At 65.1% G+C, this 16,701-nt stretch carries 19 protein-coding genes; 15 read left to right on the forward strand and 4 right to left on the reverse strand.

From position 1 onward, the window contains the following. Nucleotides 1–98: 98 nt before the first annotated feature. The 6 genes from GFS60_RS17535 (at nt 99) to hadA (ending at nt 6,142) form a co-directional block, all read left to right on the forward strand. Complete coding sequence (locus GFS60_RS17535; RefSeq protein ID WP_159923103.1) at nt 99–854, forward strand: IclR family transcriptional regulator; 756 nt, start codon at nt 99–101, stop codon at nt 852–854. Between the two features lie 101 nt (nt 855–955). Next, nucleotides 956–1,930 carry a PDR/VanB family oxidoreductase gene (locus GFS60_RS17540; protein ID WP_159923105.1) on the forward strand — a complete coding sequence of 325 codons (975 nt, stop codon included), beginning with the start codon at nt 956–958 and terminating at the stop codon, nt 1,928–1,930. A 28-nt stretch (nt 1,931–1,958) separates the two neighbouring features. After that, the gene (locus GFS60_RS17545; RefSeq protein ID WP_159927297.1) at nt 1,959–3,164 is read left to right on the forward strand and encodes a cytochrome P450; all 1,206 of its coding nucleotides are present in this window, start codon (nt 1,959–1,961) and stop codon (nt 3,162–3,164) included. Between the two features lie 25 nt (nt 3,165–3,189). Further along, nucleotides 3,190–4,542, forward strand: a complete 1,353-nt coding sequence (locus GFS60_RS17550; RefSeq protein ID WP_159923107.1) for an MFS transporter — start codon at nt 3,190–3,192, stop codon at nt 4,540–4,542. 206 nt (nt 4,543–4,748) lie between these two features. Next, a complete protein-coding gene (locus GFS60_RS17555; RefSeq protein WP_159923109.1) occupies nt 4,749–5,612 on the forward strand; it encodes a cyclopropane mycolic acid synthase family methyltransferase in 864 nt (287 codons plus the stop codon). Beyond that, complete coding sequence (gene hadA / locus GFS60_RS17560) at nt 5,609–6,142, forward strand: (3R)-hydroxyacyl-ACP dehydratase subunit HadA (protein ID WP_159923111.1); 534 nt, start codon at nt 5,609–5,611, stop codon at nt 6,140–6,142. The genes GFS60_RS17555 and hadA overlap by 4 nt, the downstream gene beginning before the upstream one ends. 32 nt (nt 6,143–6,174) lie before the next feature. Here the strand turns inward: hadA and GFS60_RS17565 are convergent, their stop codons facing one another. Then, nucleotides 6,175–7,122 carry a helix-turn-helix transcriptional regulator gene (locus GFS60_RS17565; RefSeq protein ID WP_159923113.1) on the reverse strand — a complete coding sequence of 316 codons (948 nt, stop codon included), beginning with the start codon at nt 7,120–7,122 and terminating at the stop codon, nt 6,175–6,177. Nucleotides 7,123–7,211: 89 nt separating this feature from the next. Between GFS60_RS17565 and GFS60_RS17570 the strand changes: the two genes are divergently transcribed. From GFS60_RS17570 to GFS60_RS17610, 9 genes are all read left to right on the forward strand, one after another. Then, nucleotides 7,212–7,628 (forward strand): VOC family protein, encoded by a 417-nt coding sequence (locus tag GFS60_RS17570; RefSeq protein ID WP_159923115.1) that lies wholly within the window; start codon nt 7,212–7,214, stop codon nt 7,626–7,628. A gap of 1 nt (nt 7,629) precedes the next feature. Then, nucleotides 7,630–8,196, forward strand: a complete 567-nt coding sequence (locus GFS60_RS17575; RefSeq protein ID WP_159923117.1) for a YdeI/OmpD-associated family protein — start codon at nt 7,630–7,632, stop codon at nt 8,194–8,196. Nucleotides 8,197–8,304: 108 nt separating this feature from the next. Continuing rightward, nucleotides 8,305–9,276, forward strand: a complete 972-nt coding sequence (locus GFS60_RS17580; RefSeq protein WP_159923119.1) for a YihY/virulence factor BrkB family protein — start codon at nt 8,305–8,307, stop codon at nt 9,274–9,276. Between the two features lie 19 nt (nt 9,277–9,295). After that, nucleotides 9,296–9,949: a class I SAM-dependent methyltransferase gene (locus GFS60_RS17585; RefSeq protein ID WP_201453395.1), complete on the forward strand. Its 654-nt coding sequence runs from the start codon at nt 9,296–9,298 to the stop codon at nt 9,947–9,949. Between the two features lie 114 nt (nt 9,950–10,063). Further along, entirely contained in the window at nt 10,064–12,409 is a 2,346-nt protein-coding gene (locus GFS60_RS17590; protein ID WP_159927300.1) for an FHA domain-containing protein, read from the forward strand. A 123-nt stretch (nt 12,410–12,532) separates the two neighbouring features. Further along, nucleotides 12,533–12,730 carry a hypothetical protein gene (locus GFS60_RS17595; RefSeq protein WP_159923121.1) on the forward strand — a complete coding sequence of 66 codons (198 nt, stop codon included), beginning with the start codon at nt 12,533–12,535 and terminating at the stop codon, nt 12,728–12,730. 64 nt (nt 12,731–12,794) lie between these two features. After that, nucleotides 12,795–13,742 carry a prolyl aminopeptidase gene (pip, locus tag GFS60_RS17600; RefSeq protein WP_159923123.1) on the forward strand — a complete coding sequence of 316 codons (948 nt, stop codon included), beginning with the start codon at nt 12,795–12,797 and terminating at the stop codon, nt 13,740–13,742. Between the two features lie 90 nt (nt 13,743–13,832). Further along, entirely contained in the window at nt 13,833–14,324 is a 492-nt protein-coding gene (locus tag GFS60_RS17605; protein ID WP_159927302.1) for a DUF2384 domain-containing protein, read from the forward strand. Beyond that, nucleotides 14,312–14,935, forward strand: a complete 624-nt coding sequence (locus tag GFS60_RS17610; RefSeq protein ID WP_159923125.1) for an RES family NAD+ phosphorylase — start codon at nt 14,312–14,314, stop codon at nt 14,933–14,935. The genes GFS60_RS17605 and GFS60_RS17610 overlap by 13 nt, the downstream gene beginning before the upstream one ends. Nucleotides 14,936–15,061: 126 nt before the next feature. Here GFS60_RS17610 and GFS60_RS17615 read toward each other — a convergent pair whose 3' ends face one another. From GFS60_RS17615 to GFS60_RS17625, 3 genes are all read right to left on the reverse strand, one after another. Next, a complete protein-coding gene (locus GFS60_RS17615; protein WP_159923127.1) occupies nt 15,062–15,616 on the reverse strand; it encodes a YceI family protein in 555 nt (184 codons plus the stop codon). Between the two features lie 109 nt (nt 15,617–15,725). Next, entirely contained in the window at nt 15,726–16,079 is a 354-nt protein-coding gene (locus tag GFS60_RS17620; protein WP_159923129.1) for a GNAT family N-acetyltransferase, read from the reverse strand. Between the two features lie 73 nt (nt 16,080–16,152). Next, on the reverse strand, nt 16,153–16,614 hold the full coding sequence (locus GFS60_RS17625) for a MarR family winged helix-turn-helix transcriptional regulator (protein ID WP_159923131.1): 462 nt from the start codon (nt 16,612–16,614) through the stop codon (nt 16,153–16,155). Between the last annotated feature and the right edge of the window lie 87 nt (nt 16,615–16,701).

Consider the following 16,701-nt stretch of genomic DNA (forward strand, 5'->3'; position numbering starts at 1 on the left):
TCGATCCGTGTGGGTTGTGCGGACTAAACCTATCTCGCCGCTCTGCCGTGCGTGGTGCAGTTTCCTCCGCCGGATTCTTCTCGGTGCACACTGGTGACATGGCGCGTGTGCACACCGGTGAGTCGGTTCTGGCCCGGGCGGTGCGGATCGTGGAGTCGTTCCACTCGGATGATTCCCTGCTGACGGTGTCGGAGATAGCTCGCAGATCGGGCTTGCACCTGTCCACCACCTCGCGGTTGATCGACGAGCTGGTCGGGTGCGGCTGGCTCGAGCGGGAGAATCGCCGTGTGCGGATCGGGGTGCGGCTGTGGGAGGTGGCATCCCGGGCATCGCCGACTCTCGGACTGAGGGAGGCGGCGATGCCTTTCATGGAAGACCTTCACTCGGTGGTCGGACAACACACACAGCTGGGAGTGCTCGAGGGCGACGAAGTGCTCTTCATTGAGCGACTCAGTGCGCCCGGTGCCGTGGTCAACTACACCCGCATCGCCGGTCGCATGCCCCTGCATGCGTCGTCGTCGGGCCTGGTTCTGCTCGCGCACGGGCCGGCCGAACTACAGGAGCGGATTCTGCGCGAGCCGTTGAAGGTCTTCACCGACAGGACGATCCGCACCGAGCGCCAGTTGCGAACCGCACTGGCCGATGTGCGCAAGCATGGCTACATCCTGTGTGCGGGTCACATCTACCCCAACACAACTGGGGTCGCGGTTCCTATCCGAGACCCGTCCGGTCGGGTTCTTGCCGCGCTGTCGGTCGTCGTGCCCAACGAGATGGCCTACGCGCAGATCCCGGCCCTCAAGGCGGCGGCACGGGGAATCTCGCGGGTGATGGCAGACACCGTTCACGCACCGTAGTGACCCGGCTTACAGATTTACTTTCAACTATTGAAAGTGGTGTGGTGCCGATATCCGGCTGTCGATGATCCTCGACGGACAGCCAGATCGAGGAGTGCCAGATGCCGGAAAATGTGATCGCCCCCAGCGCCGCGGTGGACGCGACCCTGCAAGTCGTCGCGAAGGAGGACGTAGCGCAAGACGTTATCGCGCTGACGCTGCGGCACCCGGCGGGCCGACGGTTGCCGGACTGGGCACCGGGCGCCCACATCGATGTCATGCTGCCCTCGGGTGCGACCCGCCAGTACTCGTTGTGCGGCGACCGATGGGACGCCTACACCTATCGGGTGGGGGTACTGCGCGAGCAGGACGGACGAGGAGGGTCTGCCTTCATCCACGATCGGCTCGCAGTGGGTGATCTCGTCGGTACCGGCGGTCCCCGCAACAACTTCCGGCTGGTTCCCGCGCCGAGGTACCTGTTCATCGCCGGCGGAATCGGTATCACCCCGCTCATCCCGATGATCCGCCAGGCGGACCTTCTGGGGATCGACTGGCAGCTGCTCTACGGTGGACGTACCCGTGGGTCGATGGCGTTCCTCGCGGAACTCGAGTCCTACGGTGAGCGGGTCGTCGTCGCACCCCACGACGAGGTAGGTCGTCTCGACCTTCCGTCCTGGATCGGCGCGCTGTCCGGCACCGATGCGAAAGTCTACGTCTGCGGGCCGTCGTCTCTCCTCGTAGCCACCGAATCACTCTGCGCCGGTTGGCTTGCCGGGAAGTTGCGCACGGAACGGTTCGTGCCCGAGCAACGTGGCGCACCGGTTCGGGACGAAGCCTTCGAGGTGGAACTGGCCCGTTCCGGCTCGGTGGTCACGGTGACACCGGGTGCCAGTGTGCTCGATGCCGTGCAGGCAACCGGCGTCAACGTTCTGTCCTCCTGCCGCGAGGGCACCTGCGGAACCTGTGAGACCACCGTCCTCGCGGGCGAACCCGATCATCGCGATTCCATCCTCGACGACGAAGAGCGGTCCGCCGCCGACTGCATGTTCATCTGCGTGTCCCGGTCCTGCTCCGACCGTCTCGTGCTCGACCTCTGACTACCAGCGAAGGACTTTTACCGTGACGATGTTCGCCCCTGCCCCCACCCTCCCCGTCAGCGACGCCGACCCGTTCGCACTGGGTGTCCTGGAAGATCCGTTGCCGTTTCAAGCGCAGCTGCGTGATGCCGGCCCCGTCGTCTACCTGAGTCGGTACGACGTGTTCGCGATGGGGCGCTACGAACAGGTCCACACCGCACTGACCGACTGGCAGTCGTTCCAGTCTGCCGCCGGTGTCGGGTTGACCAACTTCCGGTACGAGCAGCCGTGGCGGCCACCGAGCCTTCTGCTCGAAGCGGATCCCCCGCACCACGACGCACCACGGGCCGTGTTGAGCAAGATTCTCGGACCCCGCGCACTGCAGAAACTGCGCGCAGCCTGGTTCGCCGACGCGGAAGTGCTCGTCGACCGGCTACTCGAGTCCACAGAGTTCGATGCGGTCACCGATCTGGCCGCTGCGTTCCCGCTCCGAGTCTTTCCCGACGCGGTGGGACTTCCCGAGGAGGGCCGCGAGAACTTGCTGCCCTACGGGGACCACGCGTTCAATGCGTTCGGTCCCGTCAACAGTTTGGTGGAGCGGGGTGCACCCCGAGTGGCCGAACTGTCGGCCTGGGTCGCTGACCGATGCCGCCGCGAGGTACTCGGCGACGACGGGTTCGGAGCGCAGATCTGGGCGGCTGCCGATCGCGGTGACATCACGTACGAGCAGGCACCGCTCGTGGTTCGCTCCCTCTTGACGGCGGGCGTCGACACCACGGTCAACGGGCTCGCCGCGGTCCTCTACGCGTTCGCGCGTCACCCCGACCAGTGGGCGCTGCTGCGGCAGAACGCCGCTCTGGCGCGCACCGCTTTCGACGAGGCGGTGCGGTGGGAGTCGCCGGTCCAGACGTTCTTCCGCACCGCCACCGGCGACATCGACATTGCGGGGACCGTCGTCCCGGACGGCAAGAAGATCCTGATGTTCCTCGGTGCCGCAAACCGGGACCCTCGCCGATGGGACAACCCGGACGCCTTCGATCTCACCCGAAACCCCTCCGGGCACGTCGGGTTCGGAATGGGCATCCATCAATGTGTCGGTCAGCACGTGGCAAGGCTCGAATCCGAGGCGCTGTTGACAGCGCTGGCGTCCCGGGTGGAGTCGATCGACATCGTGGGCCCGGTTCGGCGCCACCTCAACAACACGTTGCGTTCCTGGAAGTCCTTGCCGGTACGCGTCACGACCGTGCAGCGCTGAGCTGCCGAGAAAAGGGAGAGATCAGATGACGTTCGACTTGCGTGAGCGTATCGACGGGAGTCCGATGACGCGGTACCAGTGGGGAGCGGTCGCGATCTGCGTGTTACTCAACGTCCTCGACGGCTTCGATGTGCTGGTAATGGCATTCACAGCGCAGTCGGTGTCGAAGGAATGGGCACTGTCAGGTTCTGTCCTCGGCCTCCTGCTCAGTGCCGGGTTGTTCGGTATGGCGGCGGGATCGCTGTTCCTCGCGCCCTGGGCGGACACCATCGGCAGGCGGGCGATGATCCTGCTGTGCCTGGTGCTGGCGTCCACTGGCATGTTGCTGTCCGCGATCAGTCAGAGCGCGATGCAACTCGGGCTGCTGCGCGCACTGACCGGCATCGGCATCGGCGGAATCTTGGCCAGCAGCAACGTGATCGCGAGTGAGTACGCCTCGACGCGGTGGCGCGGTCTGGCGGTGAGCCTCAACTCGACCGGTTACGCCATCGGTGCCACCCTCGGTGGCATCATCGCGGTGGTCCTGCAGACGTCCTACGGATGGCGGTCGGTGTTCCTGTTCGGTGGATTGTGTACTGCTGCCATCATTCCCGTCGTCTACCTGCGGTTGCCCGAATCGATCGACTTCCTCCTCGAACGCCGCCCGGCCAGGGCCCTCGAGCGCATCAACGCCTTCGCCGCGAAGGTCGGTCAGGACAGTCTGACCGTGTTGCCGGCTCCCAGGGTCAAGGACGCCGCCGAGGGCGGATCGAAGATGCGGGCGTTGCTCGCACCGCAGCAGCGTCGCAACACCCTGCTGGTGTGGTCGGCGTTCTTCATGGCGATGTTCGGGTTCTACTTCGTCACCAGTTGGACCCCCAAGCTCCTGGTCGAGGCCGGTATGTCGGCGAATCAGGGCGTGACCGGCGGCGTGCTCCTCAACCTCGGGGGCATCTTCGGCGCCACTCTGCTCGGGGCGTTGTCGGCCCGGTTCGCACTGAAGCGGGTACTGATCGGCTACATGCTCGTCGCGGGTGTGCTGCTCACCGTGTTCGTGCCGACCACTGCGACCATCGTGCTCGCCTTCGCCCTCGGTGCTCTCATCGGCGTGTTCGTCAACGGGTGTATCGCCGGCCTGTACGCCATCACACCCTCGGTGTACGCCCCCGCGGTCCGGGCCACGGGCGTCGGGTGGGGTATCGGTATCGGCCGGATCGGAGCGATCGCGTCACCCATCGTTGCGGGGGCCCTGCTCGATCTGCACTGGTCCCCGGCTCAGCTCTACGTACTCGTCGCCGTGTCCTTCGGTCTCGCCGCGTTGGCGGTCTCGCGCCTGCGCGTGGAGCGCGCCGAGGTACACACCACCGCCACCACGGAGGTATCGCTGACCACACACTGAGTCAGCGGCGCGGGAGCGGAGTGCCCAACGCACATTTTCATGGAGTTCCGGTCGCGGGCCGAGCACGCAGTGGGTATCTTGAGATCAGCCGGACGGTGGCGTCGTCTCCGAGGGGTCGACGTCATCGCTCCAGTGAAGGTTCGTGAGCTAAGCAGCCAGCTCGACGTTGGTGCATTCTGCACTGATCACGAGAGGTGGGTCGCGCAGTGGACAAGCTGACCCCGTTCTACGCCGATGTGCAATCCCATTACGACCTCTCCGACGAGTTCTTCGCTCTGTTCCTCGATCCCACTCGTACCTACAGCTGTGCGTATTTCGAACGTGATGAGATGAGTCTCGAAGAGGCGCAGATCGCCAAAGTCGACCTCGCGTTGGGTAAATGTGATCTGCGACCGGGTATGACGCTGCTGGACGTGGGGTGTGGCTGGGGGTCCACTATGCTGCGGGCGATCGACCGGTACCAGGTGAACGTCATCGGGTTGACGTTGAGCCGTAACCAGTTCGAGCACGTGAACGAGGAATTCTCGCGGCTGCCCCTCGGTGATCTCGCGGCGGAGGTGCGCCTCGAGGGCTGGGAAGATTTCGACGAGCCGGTAGACCGGATCGTCAGTATCGGTGCTTTCGAACACTTTCGGCGTGAACGCTACGACACCTTCTTCCAGCGATGCCGGAAGATACTGCCCGAAGATGGTCGAATGTTGCTGCACACCATCACTCAGATCAACCGCCACCGCATCCGAGAGCTGGGCTTGCCTATCAATCGGGAGGTTCTACTCTTCGGACAGTTCATTCAGCACGAGATCTTCCCGGGGGGTCAACTGCCGGAACCGGAATGGGTGGTGGCAGGTGCGGAGAAGGCCGGATTTCGGGTGGAGCGGATACAGCCGCTGCAGCAGCATTACGCGCGGACGCTCGATTCGTGGGCCACCGCCCTGGCCGAGCACCGCGAGGAGGCGATCAGGGCCGCCTCGCAGCAGACCTATGACACCTACATGAAGTACCTGAGCGGTTGCGCGAATTACTTCCGCGACGGCTACATCGACGTCATGCAGTTCAGCCTCGCCTTATGACAGCCGAATTGACTGTGAGCGACCAGGTTGCGGCACTGGTCGGGCACACCTATCGAATGCCGGGTTACTACGAGGTCGGGCGCGAGAAGATCCGCGAGTTCGCCGGTGCAGTGCACGACGATCACCCGGCGCACCACCTCGAGGAGGGTGCCGCGGAACTCGGCTATCGAACGTTGATCGCGCCGATCACGTTCACGTCGATTCTGGGTTCCATTGTCCAGCAGCATCTTTTCACCGAATTCGTGACGGTATACGATTTGAGTCAGGTTCTGCACACCGACCAGCGCATCGTGGTACACAGACCTGTTCGGGTGGGAGACCAGCTTTACTGCGAGTCGACTCTCGAGTCGTTCCGGGAGTCGCACGGACAAGATGTCCTGGTGTTTCGTAACGAGATCACCGATGGTGACGGCTGCGCCGTGCAGACATCCTGGACGACGATGACCGCCCGTAGCGGTGGTGTGATCGACGAGGCACTCGCCGACGTCGTCGCCGATGTCACTCGCCGCCGTGCGCCGCGAAGGCACTGACGTCGGCCCCGACCCAATCGTCCGGGGAATGATCAACCCGGACCATAGCGGCCGACGAGTTCACCGCCGATCCGTGCGAGTTCGGATTGCACCGATGATGGGTCCAGAACCTCGACCATGACACCCCACCCGGCGAGGTTGCGGGCGATATCCAGCGGGGTGGGTGCGGCGAGGCGAACGCGGACGCGGCCGTCGTCGAGCTCGGCGTCGGTGTGGCAGTGGCGGCCGAAGTGGTCGCGGAGTATGGGCACGAACCGCGCTTCGATGAGAACGGTGGCCCACGTGCGTGACCGCTTCTCCTCCATCTGCCCGACGATCCGCTCCCACGCGGTGGCGAGGGCAAAGTCGTCGGGCCGCTCGGCCGGGTGGTCGGTGGGCTCGCTGGCAACGATGCGGTCGACGCGGAAGGTGCGCTGCCCCTTGTCGGTTCCGGCGAGCAGGTACCAGGTGTCATCTTTGTCGACCAGCCCCCACGGGTCGACGAGCCGCTCGGATTGCTGTCGGGCGCTGTTGTTGTACGTCAGTCGTACCTTGCGTCGGCGGATCACGGCATCCTGCAGAAGGTTGACCTTCTCGGGTCGGCGGCGGTCCCGCTCACCCCACCGGGTCGGGTCGATCATCGTGGCGCTGGCAGCGGCCTCAGCATCGGCCCGGAAGGTCTGCGGAAGGGCTCGCACGAGTTTGCGCATCGCCGCTTTCGCCTCGTCCGAGACAGCCGCGGCCGGACCCACCAGCAGAAACAGGGCCTGCGCCTCAGTTGCCGACAGGCCGCTGAGATCGGTGCGCGCGCCGCCGACGAGTGACCAACCACCTCCGCGGCCGGGTTGCGGATAGACCGGGATGCCCGCCACCGACAGGGCCTCGAGGTCGCGGCGTGCAGTGGCGACGGACACTTCGAGTTCCTCGGCGAGCTCGGCGGCGGTCACGCGGCCACGCGACTGCATGAGTAGAAGGGTGGCGACGAGGCGGTCTGCGCGCATAGTTGAAGTCTCCTCCAGAAAGTGCTCACTTGGTGAGCACTTTGGGGCGGAAGATGGTTCTTGTCACTCACCGATGGAAGGAACCACACATGTTGCGAGGACTCACCACTGTCAACTTCTTCGCGGACGACCTCTCGGCTGCACGGGACTGGTACACCGAACTGCTCGGCATCGAGCCGTACTTCGTGCGCGAGATGCAGGGAGCGCCCGCGTATATCGAATTCCGGATCGGCGACTACCAGCACGAGTTGGGCATCATCGACCGTCGATTCGCGGCGGAGAGCCGGACAGGTGAGGCAGGGGCGGGAATCACCTACTGGGCGGTGGACGACGTCGAGGCCGCCTTCGAACGGTTGCTGTCCCTGGGCGCCGCCGTGCATGCCAAGCCGGTCGAGCACGGACCCGGATTCGTCACCGCTTCCGTCGTCGACCCGTTCGGCAACGTCCTCGGCGTGATGTACAACCAGCACTACCTCGACGTCCTCGGATCCCGGACAGGAGCCTGAGGTGAGCACCGTGTCCGCGAGTACGTCCGCCGAATGGCGGGACTGGCTCGCACAGAACTGTCGGTCCGAGAAGGAAGTGTGGCTCGTCCTTCACCACAAGGACAGTGGCACCGCGAGCGTGCGCTACGCGGAGGCGATCGAGCAGGCGCTGTGCTTCGGCTGGATCGACGGTGTGCACCGCAAGAACGATGCGCACAGTTCGCGGCTGCGATTCACTCCGCGCACCGAGCGGAGTTTCTGGAGCCGGGTGAATCGTGAGCGTGCGGCGAGAATGATCGAGCTCGGTCTGATGACCGAGCAGGGTCAGGCGATGATCGACCTGGCCATGGCCAAGGGAACGTGGCAGGTGCTGCCGGACGGCGAGAGTGTCCCGGACGACCTGCGCACGTTGCTCGATCGAAATAATGACGCACGCAACAACTTCGAAGCCTTTCCGCCGTCGTCGCGGCGGCTGATCCTGGAGTGGATCGCGAAGGCGAAGAGGCCGGACACCCGGCAGCGTCGAATCGAGCGAACGGTCACGCTCGCCGAGGTGAACGTCCGCGCCAACCATCCGGGAACACGGTGATCGTGCCGCTCGGCGAGGATCGGCGGAATCCCTGGAGCTGACTGGTGTCCGAGCGCAGCATGCTTCTTACCTGCGCCTTCCGCCGCCTGCCAGGGCAAGATGAGGACCATGAGCATTGCGAGGCGGTTGGACGCCCTTCAGCGTCGTCACCCGGCGCTGGGATTCCCGATCGCCGTGCTGTACAAGTTCCTCGACGATCAGGGCGTGTATCTCGCCGCATTGATCGCGTACTACGGCTTCATCTCGCTTTTCCCGTTGTTGCTCCTGCTGTCCACGGTTCTCGGTTTCGTTCTCGCCGGCAATCCGGGCCTGCAGCAGGACATCATCGACTCGGCGCTGCGCCAGTTCCCGGCGATCGGGACCGATCTCGCCACCCAGGACCGGATCGGTGGGGGGTGGGCCGGTCTGGTGATCGGTGTGGTCGGTGCCCTGTACGGAGGTCTCGGCGTCGCGTTGGCGTGCCAGAACGCGATGAACACCGCGTGGTCGGTGCCGCGCCATCAACGGCCCGACCCGATCCGCGCCCGCGGTCAGGGTTTGCTGCTCCTCGGCACGATCGGTCTGGCTGTCCTCGGCACCGCCGCGATCTCCGGCATCGGTGCCGCCGCACATCTCGACGGACCCCTCAGCGTGCTTCTGATCGTCGCCACGCTGATCCTGAATTCCGGGATCTTCATTCTCGCCTTCCGGCTCACCACCGCACGGCCGTTGTCCAACGCAGAAGTCGTTCCCGGGGCGGTGGCCGCGGCCGTGCTGTGGCAGATGCTGCAAACGTTCGGTGCCTTCTATGTCAGCAGCGTGGTACGCACCGCCTCGGTCACGAACGGTGTATTCGCCATCGTTCTGGGACTGTTGGCGTTTCTGTTCCTCGCCGGGGTCACGGTCGTGCTGTGCGTCGAGATCAATGTGGTGAGGGTGGACAATCTGCATCCGCGCGCCCTGCTCGCGCCGTTCACCGACAAGGTCGATCTCATCGAAGGGGACAAGCGCACCTTCAGCGACCAGGCGCAGGCGCAACGTGCCGTCGCCCACGAAGACATCCAGGTCACGTTCGACGACAGGCGCGCCGACCGCAGCTGACGAGGTGAGAAGTAGAACAATGACAGGTGACGGAAATCCCTTCATAGACCGCCGCCCCACCAGCCACGAACGGCTGACGGGGATGCCCTGGGATGCGTCGTACCACGACGGCCCTGCGCCGTGGGATATCGGCCGGGCGCAGCCGGCAATAGTGCGCCTCGCATCCATTGGCGGATTCACCGGAGCGGTGCTCGATGTGGGCTGTGGGAGCGGCGAGAACGCACTGCACCTCGCATCGCTCGGGTTGTCGGTTCTGGGGGTGGACGTGGCCGAGACGGCCCTGGTGCTCGCCCGAGAAAAAGCCGACGATCGCGGACTCGCGGTCGACTTCGCTGTGGCGGACGCGTTCGAGCTGGAACGTGTGGGGCGCATGTTCGAGACGGTGCTCGACTGCGGACTGTTTCACACCTTCGACGACGATGAGCGGCGCGGATACGTGGCGAGTCTGGCGTCGGTGACCGAGCATCAGGGAACACTGTATGTGTTGTGCTTCAGCGATGATGGTCCGGAAACCGGCCCGCACCCCGTCAGTCGCGACGAGCTGAGAGCGGCCTTCGACTCCGGGACCGGATGGAATATCGACACCATCGAGCCGGACCGGATACTGACTAGATTCCACGACGACGACGACGACGGCGCACCGGCGTGGCTGGCGACAATCACGCGGATCTGAACGGCCGGACCGGCCGGTTCTGGTGATCGCTTCGTCCGCGAGCGACCGCGGCTGCGTGAGACGATGGACGAGTCGACATCCGGACGCCGGACGACGCTGACGGAGGCCTTGGCTATGGACGACGCGGCGGACACCGGGAGCCCGCGGGTGGTGGTCGAGACCGAGCACGCCCGCGTGAGCTACGACGCGGGGAAAACCGTTCGCATCGGCCGTGACCCACAGATGGAAGTTACGGTGATCGATCCGGCGGTGTCGCGGGAGCATGCGCGCCTGAGCTGGGACGACGGCTGGCAACTCGTCGACGCGGGCAGCAAGAACGGGTTCTTCGTCGACGGTAAGCGCAGGGATAGGCTCCGCGTCTCCGATCCCGTCACCGTCCGCCTCGGCAATGCGTCCGACGGACCCGTGGTGCGCATCTTCGTCGAGGATCCGGAGGCGACGCAGCAGGCGGTCGGCCCGCGATGGAACGAGTCGACGGTCGAAGTCGGGGCCCCGCGTGACGACGCGGTCCCGACCCGTCCTCAGGATCAATTGGTACCCGCCGGATCCGTCACGGTGGGTCGAGCGCCGGACAGTGACCTGGTCGTCCGCGACGTACTCGCCTCACGCAGGCACGCTGTCCTCCATACCCGGAAATCCGGACTGGAGATCGAGGACCTCGGGAGCGTCAACGGAACGTTCGTCGGCGGTGCCCGGGTAACCCGCGCCCGGCTGAACGACGGTGACGTCGTCACGATCGGCAACACCGATTTCAGCGTGGAGGGCGATCGGCTCGTTCCGCGGCGAACGACGGCACCGGCCGTGAGCGGACTGCACGTGCACGGCGTGGGACTCACCATCGAGGGCGGGCGTCGACTGCTCGAAGAAGTGGATCTCATTGCAGGGCGGGGCACGCTCACCGCGGTGATCGGCCCGTCGGGTGCGGGCAAGACCACGATGGCCACCATTCTCTCCGGCTCACTGACCCCGACCGAAGGTGTGGTCGACTTCGAGGGCCGAAGCGTCCACGCCAACTATCAAGTCCTGCGGTCCCGCATCGGGTTGGTCCCGCAGGACGACGTCGTGCACCGGCAATTGACGATTCGGCAGGCGCTGGGTTACGCCGCCGAGCTGCGGCTGCCACCGGACACGACGCGGGCGGACCGCGAGGACGTGATCGCGTCGGTTCTGGCCGAGCTGCAACTCACCGAGCACGCGGACACGCGGGTCGATCACCTGTCGGGCGGTCAGCGTAAACGCGCATCTGTGGCGCTGGAGTTGCTCACCGGGCCGTCCCTCCTCATTCTCGACGAACCGACCTCGGGCCTCGACCCGGCGCTCGACCGGCAGATCATGGGTACGTTGCGCCGCCTCGCCGACTCGGGCCGCGTCGTCGTCATCGTCACGCATTCGCTCTCGTACCTCGAGATGTGCGATCAGGTTCTCCTCCTCGCACCGGGCGGGAAGACCGCCTACGTGGGTCCGCCGGACGAGGTCGGGTCGATGCTGGGCAGCTCCGACTGGGCCGATGTCTTCGCCCGGGTCGCGGCCGAGCCCGACAAGGTGTTCGCCGAGTATCGCGCCCGTCGCACCTCGGTCGACGTGGGTCCACCACCGCCGCCCGGACCGTTGGGGAGCCCCGCGCACACCTCGAGGTGGAGACAGTGGAGCACCGTGTCGCGAAGGCAGATCCGGCTGATTCGCGCCGACAGGGGATATCTGATCTTCCTGTCCTTTCTGCCCTTCGTCCTCGGCGGGTTGTCCGTGCTCGTGCCCGGCGACACCGGATTCGGTCCGGCGCCACCCGAGTCGAGCGAGTTGAACCAAATCCTGGTCGTTCTGATTCTCGGCGCGACTTTCATGGGTTGCTCGCTGACCATCCGCGACCTCGTCGGTGAGCGCTTGATCTACCACCGCGAACGCGCCGCCGGACTGCTCCCATCCGCATACCTGACGGCGAAGATCGTGGTGTTCTGCGCCGCGGGGGTCGTGCAGTCGGTGGTGATGGTGACGGTGGTGTTCGTCGGCAAAGGGCTGCCCGGTTCGGGGACGGTCATCCCCTCGGGCGCCCTCGAACTGATCGTGGACATCGCCGTCACTACCTGCGCCTGCGTGGTGCTCGGTATGGCGTTGTCGTCGGTGGCGCGCTCGAACGAGCAGGTGATGCCCATGCTCGTCATCGCGATCATGGTGCAGCTGGTGATGTGCGGCGGCATGATCACCATCACCGGCCGCGCCGTGCTCGACCAGTTGTCGTGGCTGTTCCCGTCCCGCTGGGGCTTCGCCGCCGCCGCCTCGACGGCGGATCTGCGCACCAACTCCCCTGGCACGGAGGACGACCCGCTCTGGCAACACGTTCCGTCGTGGTGGCTGTTCAGCATCGGCATGCTGGTGCTCATCGGTGTCGTCCTCGCAGTCGTCGCCTACAGCAGGCTTCGCCTCCGCCGCCCGCGTCGCCGATCGACGACCGCTTCATCTTGACGAACGGCGTGGCTGGCACTGTTCCGTATCTAATCCCTCCCGCGGAGCCGAGCGAGTTCGGTCGGTCGTTTCACAGCGCGGGCGGGGGTACGCGAATGGCACGGAAGAATGTGAGGAGGAACTGTGACAGATCGACCCGACGAACCCAACCTCGACGACGTGATCGATCCCACCGAGCAAGCTCCACGGGATCGACGTGAACACGGCAAGTCCCCAGACCGCCTCAATGATGACTATCTGGAGCACCGCACCGAGCAAGAAAGGATTGCCGCTGGAATCGATGACTACGATCCGGATCAGGTACCACCTGCCGCCGAATGAGCGATCGAACTGCCCGCGGCAATGAACGCCCGGCCCATTCGGGAAGCGCGTATTTTCGGAATCCATGGTTGCGCTGTATCCAGCTGTCGAACCCTACGACTCCGGGTTCCTGGAGGTCTCCGACGGTCAGGTCCTGTATTGGGAGACGGTCGGTAATCCTGCGGGAACTCCGGTGGTCTATCTGCACGGCGGCCCCGGCTCTGGTTGCACACTCGGAATGCGCCGGTTCTTCGACCACAATGCGTTTCGGGCGGTGCTGTTCGACCAACGGGGATGCGGCCGTAGCCGGCCACTGGCGGATGATCCGGGCGTCGACCTCTCGACGAACACGACGGCGCACCTGATCGAAGACATCGAACGACTGCGGGAATACCTCCGAATCGACAGATGGGTCGTGTCGGGTGCCTCGTGGGGCGTCACGCTCGCGTTGGCCTACGCGCAGCGTCATCCCGATCGTGTGATCGGCATGGCGTTGGGTGCAATCACCACGGGCACCCGCGAAGAGGTCGAGTGGATCACCCGCGACATGCGAAGGGTGTTCCCGCGCGAGTGGGAACGGTTCGTCGAACCTGTGCCGGACGGCAAACGCGGGGGCAACCTTGCTGCCGCATACGCACGCCTGCTCGCTCATCCCGACCCAGCCGTTCGTGAGAACGCCGCACTGCGGTGGTGCGAGTGGGAGGACACCCACGTTTCCCTGGCACCGGGGTGGACACCGAACCCCCGATACCACGACCCTGCGTTCCGTATGGTGTTCGCACGCTTGGTCACTCACTACTGGGGTCGAGATCATTTCCTCGCAGACAACCAGCTACGCGAGGGAATGGACCGGTTGACGGGCATCCCCGCGGTACTCGTCCACGGCCGACACGACGTATCCGGTCCGCTGGACACGGCGTGGGAGCTCTCTCGCCTCTGGAAGAGCAGTCGACTCGTCGTCGTCGACGATGCCGGCCACGGTGGTGGCAGCTTCACCGACCAACTCAGCGCTGCCATCGACTCTTTTGGTTGACGTGGTTGAACCCTTGGGGAACCAGCGTGGTTGACAAGGTTGACGGGAGGGTGGGCGGTGACGTCGCTGGTGGAGCAGGAGAAGCGGCTGATGGAGGAGCTGTCGCAGCGGGTGCACCGTACGTTCGCTGCGGCCGCTGCGGCTGGGGTGTCTACTGATGTGTTCGCGGATGTGCAGGCGATCGCAGATGCGATGTCGGCTGCGCTCCCTATTCACCATGTCTATGACCAGCTCGTCGGTCCGTTCTACGATACCGCCGGTCTGACTCGGTGGTGGAATGTCAGTCGTCAGGCGGTGAGCAAGAAGGTCGCGACCGGGGCGGTGATCGCCTGCCAACTAGAGGAGGGCCAATGGGTGTACCCGGTGTGGCAGTTCACCAGCAGCGGCACTGTCGACCCGGCGCTGGTGCAGGTGTGGCGTGCTCTGCGTGCTGGGGCGGACCCGTGGACATGTGCGCTGTGGCTGCGGGCACCGCAGGACGCGTTCGGTGGTAAGACCGCGGTGGATTGGTTGACCGAGGGTGGCCGGGTCGACCCGGTGCTGGCGGCGGCTCGCGCGGATGTGCAGCGGTGGGCGGTGTGAGGGAGGACGTTGCTCTGCGGGTGCCCGGAAAGCGCACGCTGACGGGGTTTCCCGGGTGGCGGTTGACCGGGAGGCGGCAAGTCAAGCGTGGTCACCGGGTCTCGAATGGACCGTGGTGGTTTTCTTCTTCGGGTGGCGGACGATTCGATCTGTCCGCACCGCGGGGTACGTGTTATGTCGCCTTCGATGAGACGACGGCGATCCACGAAACGGTGGGGGAGGCGTTGGCCTCGCTCGGGGTGATCGCCCACGACTTCGCGGCCGAGCGGGTGCTGTCGACTTTGCGGGTACCGGGTGCCCATGACCTCGCGGACACCTGCGACGGCGCGGCTGCCGCGTTCGGGCTCACGCGGGAGTTGTGTTCGATGACACCGTATGACATCCCACGGGCGTGGGCGGTGGCGTTTGATGTCGAGTTCGACGGCATCCGATATCAGACGCGATTCACGACCGGCCCGGCGGCGAATGCGGCCGCAGTATTCGGTCCGGCCGGGGAAGCGCCCTGGCCCTTGGACCCCCGGCCAGACTCTTTCGTGGCGGCGGCGACACGTTGCGGTATTGCGGTACAGCCGCTTCCGCGGTCGGTTCGGGTCCTCTATCCGCTGACCTGACGATTCGGGGAACCGGCGTTCCGGGTTCCCGCCTCTTCAGCTCGACGCACGAATGTCGCAGTAGCCCAGAAACGCTGGGCTACTGCGACATTCAGCGCGCTCTCGCTATGAGCGAGACGGGTGGTGTCAGGCCTGGAGGCCGGCTTCGATCTCGAGGCTGATGGTGATCTTGTCGCCGACGACGGCTCCGCCGCCTTCGAGGGGCATGTCGATGCTGATGCCGAAGTCTTTGCGGTTGAGGACGGTGGTGGCTTCGAAGCCGGCGACCGGGCCGTTGCCCATGCCGGGGTTGACGCCGTTGAATTCGAGCGCGAGCTCGACGGGGCGGGTGACGCCGCGGAGGGTGAAGTTGCCGTCGACCACGTAGTCGTCGCCCTTGGTGCGGATGCCGGTGGAGGTGAAGGCGGCGGTGGGGAACTGCTCTGCGTCGAAGAAGTCGGCCGACTTGATGTGGGCGTCGCGGTCGGCGTTCTTGGTGTCGATCGAGGCAACCTGGATCTCGGCGGTGACGGAGGCGGTGCCGTCCTCGGCGACGGTGATGGCGCCGGTGAAGTCGTTGAACGTGCCGCGGACCTTGCTGACCATCAGGTGGCGAACGGAGAAGCCGACGGTGGAGTGGACGGGGTCGATGGCCCAGGTTCCTGCGGTGAGGCCGGGCAGCGTGGTGATGGCGGTGGTCATGGTGAACTCCTCGAGAGTGGTCTACCGGGGCGGTGAAAAATCTGAAGTAGTTGAACTTGCAACTACAACAATAGGGGGATGTCGTTGCGATGTCAACTAAAACGTAAAACTACCGGGTCGACGAGCGAATGAACGCGAGGATTTCGGACGTCACCGGGTCGGTGATGTCCTCGAAGTCGTCGTGCTTCTTCAGATAGGCGGCCACCAATGGGCAGACCGCGACGATACGCAATCCCGAGCGGCGCACATCGTCGAGTGCATGGCGGACCAGGATGGAGCTGAGGCCGTGGCCGGAGAATGCGTCGTCGATTTCTGTATGGAAGAAGATGCGGCGACCGTCCTGGTCGCGGTATGCGGTGAACCCCACCCGTTGTCCCGAGACGCCGAGCTCGTAGCGGTGCCGATCGGGCACGTGCGTAACCGTGGTGTCGAGTGCGGGAGAGGTGTTGTCGGAGTGCGTCATTGATCGTCCTTCTTGCTCGGTGACACTGCGGGTGGGTGGGAATTCGGGAGTTCGGGTGGATGGAATCTGCCGTTCAGGTGTTCTCGAGCATGTGGGTGCGCATCTCGCTGTAGTCGTGGCCGAGGATCGCGACGTCCCGCGGGCTGAGCAGGTCGAACATGTTCCGGCGAACCTCGGCCACGTGTCCGGGGCTTGCGGCGGCGAGCTTGTCGGCGCCGGCATCCGTCAACTCCGCCATCATTCCGCGTTTGTCGTGCTTGCACTCCACGCGGCGTACCCAGCCGGCGTCGACGAGCCTGCTGATTGCCCGCGTCACCCCGCTGCGAGTCGTGGTGACGGCCTCTGCCAGTTCGCTCATCCGCAGTCGCCGCTCGGGGGCTTCCGAGAGGACGACGAGCAGTTCGAAATCTGTGAACGAGATGCCCGCATCACGGGTGAGTTGCCGATCGAGCGCTTGCAGGAGCAGGCGAGTGGCGTCGAGATAGGCACGCCACGTCTGTTGTTCCTGCGCGCTGAGCCACCGAGTTGTCTTCACATATCAACAATACCCCGAGTAGTTGACAGCGCAACTACTTGAGGTATTCTCAAAGTAGTTGAAGACGCAATCACCCCCTCGGCCGAA

It is taken from the genome of Rhodococcus sp. WAY2, from assembly GCF_009859915.1.
Classification (GTDB): Bacteria; Actinomycetota; Actinomycetes; order Mycobacteriales; family Mycobacteriaceae; genus Rhodococcus_F; species Rhodococcus_F oxybenzonivorans.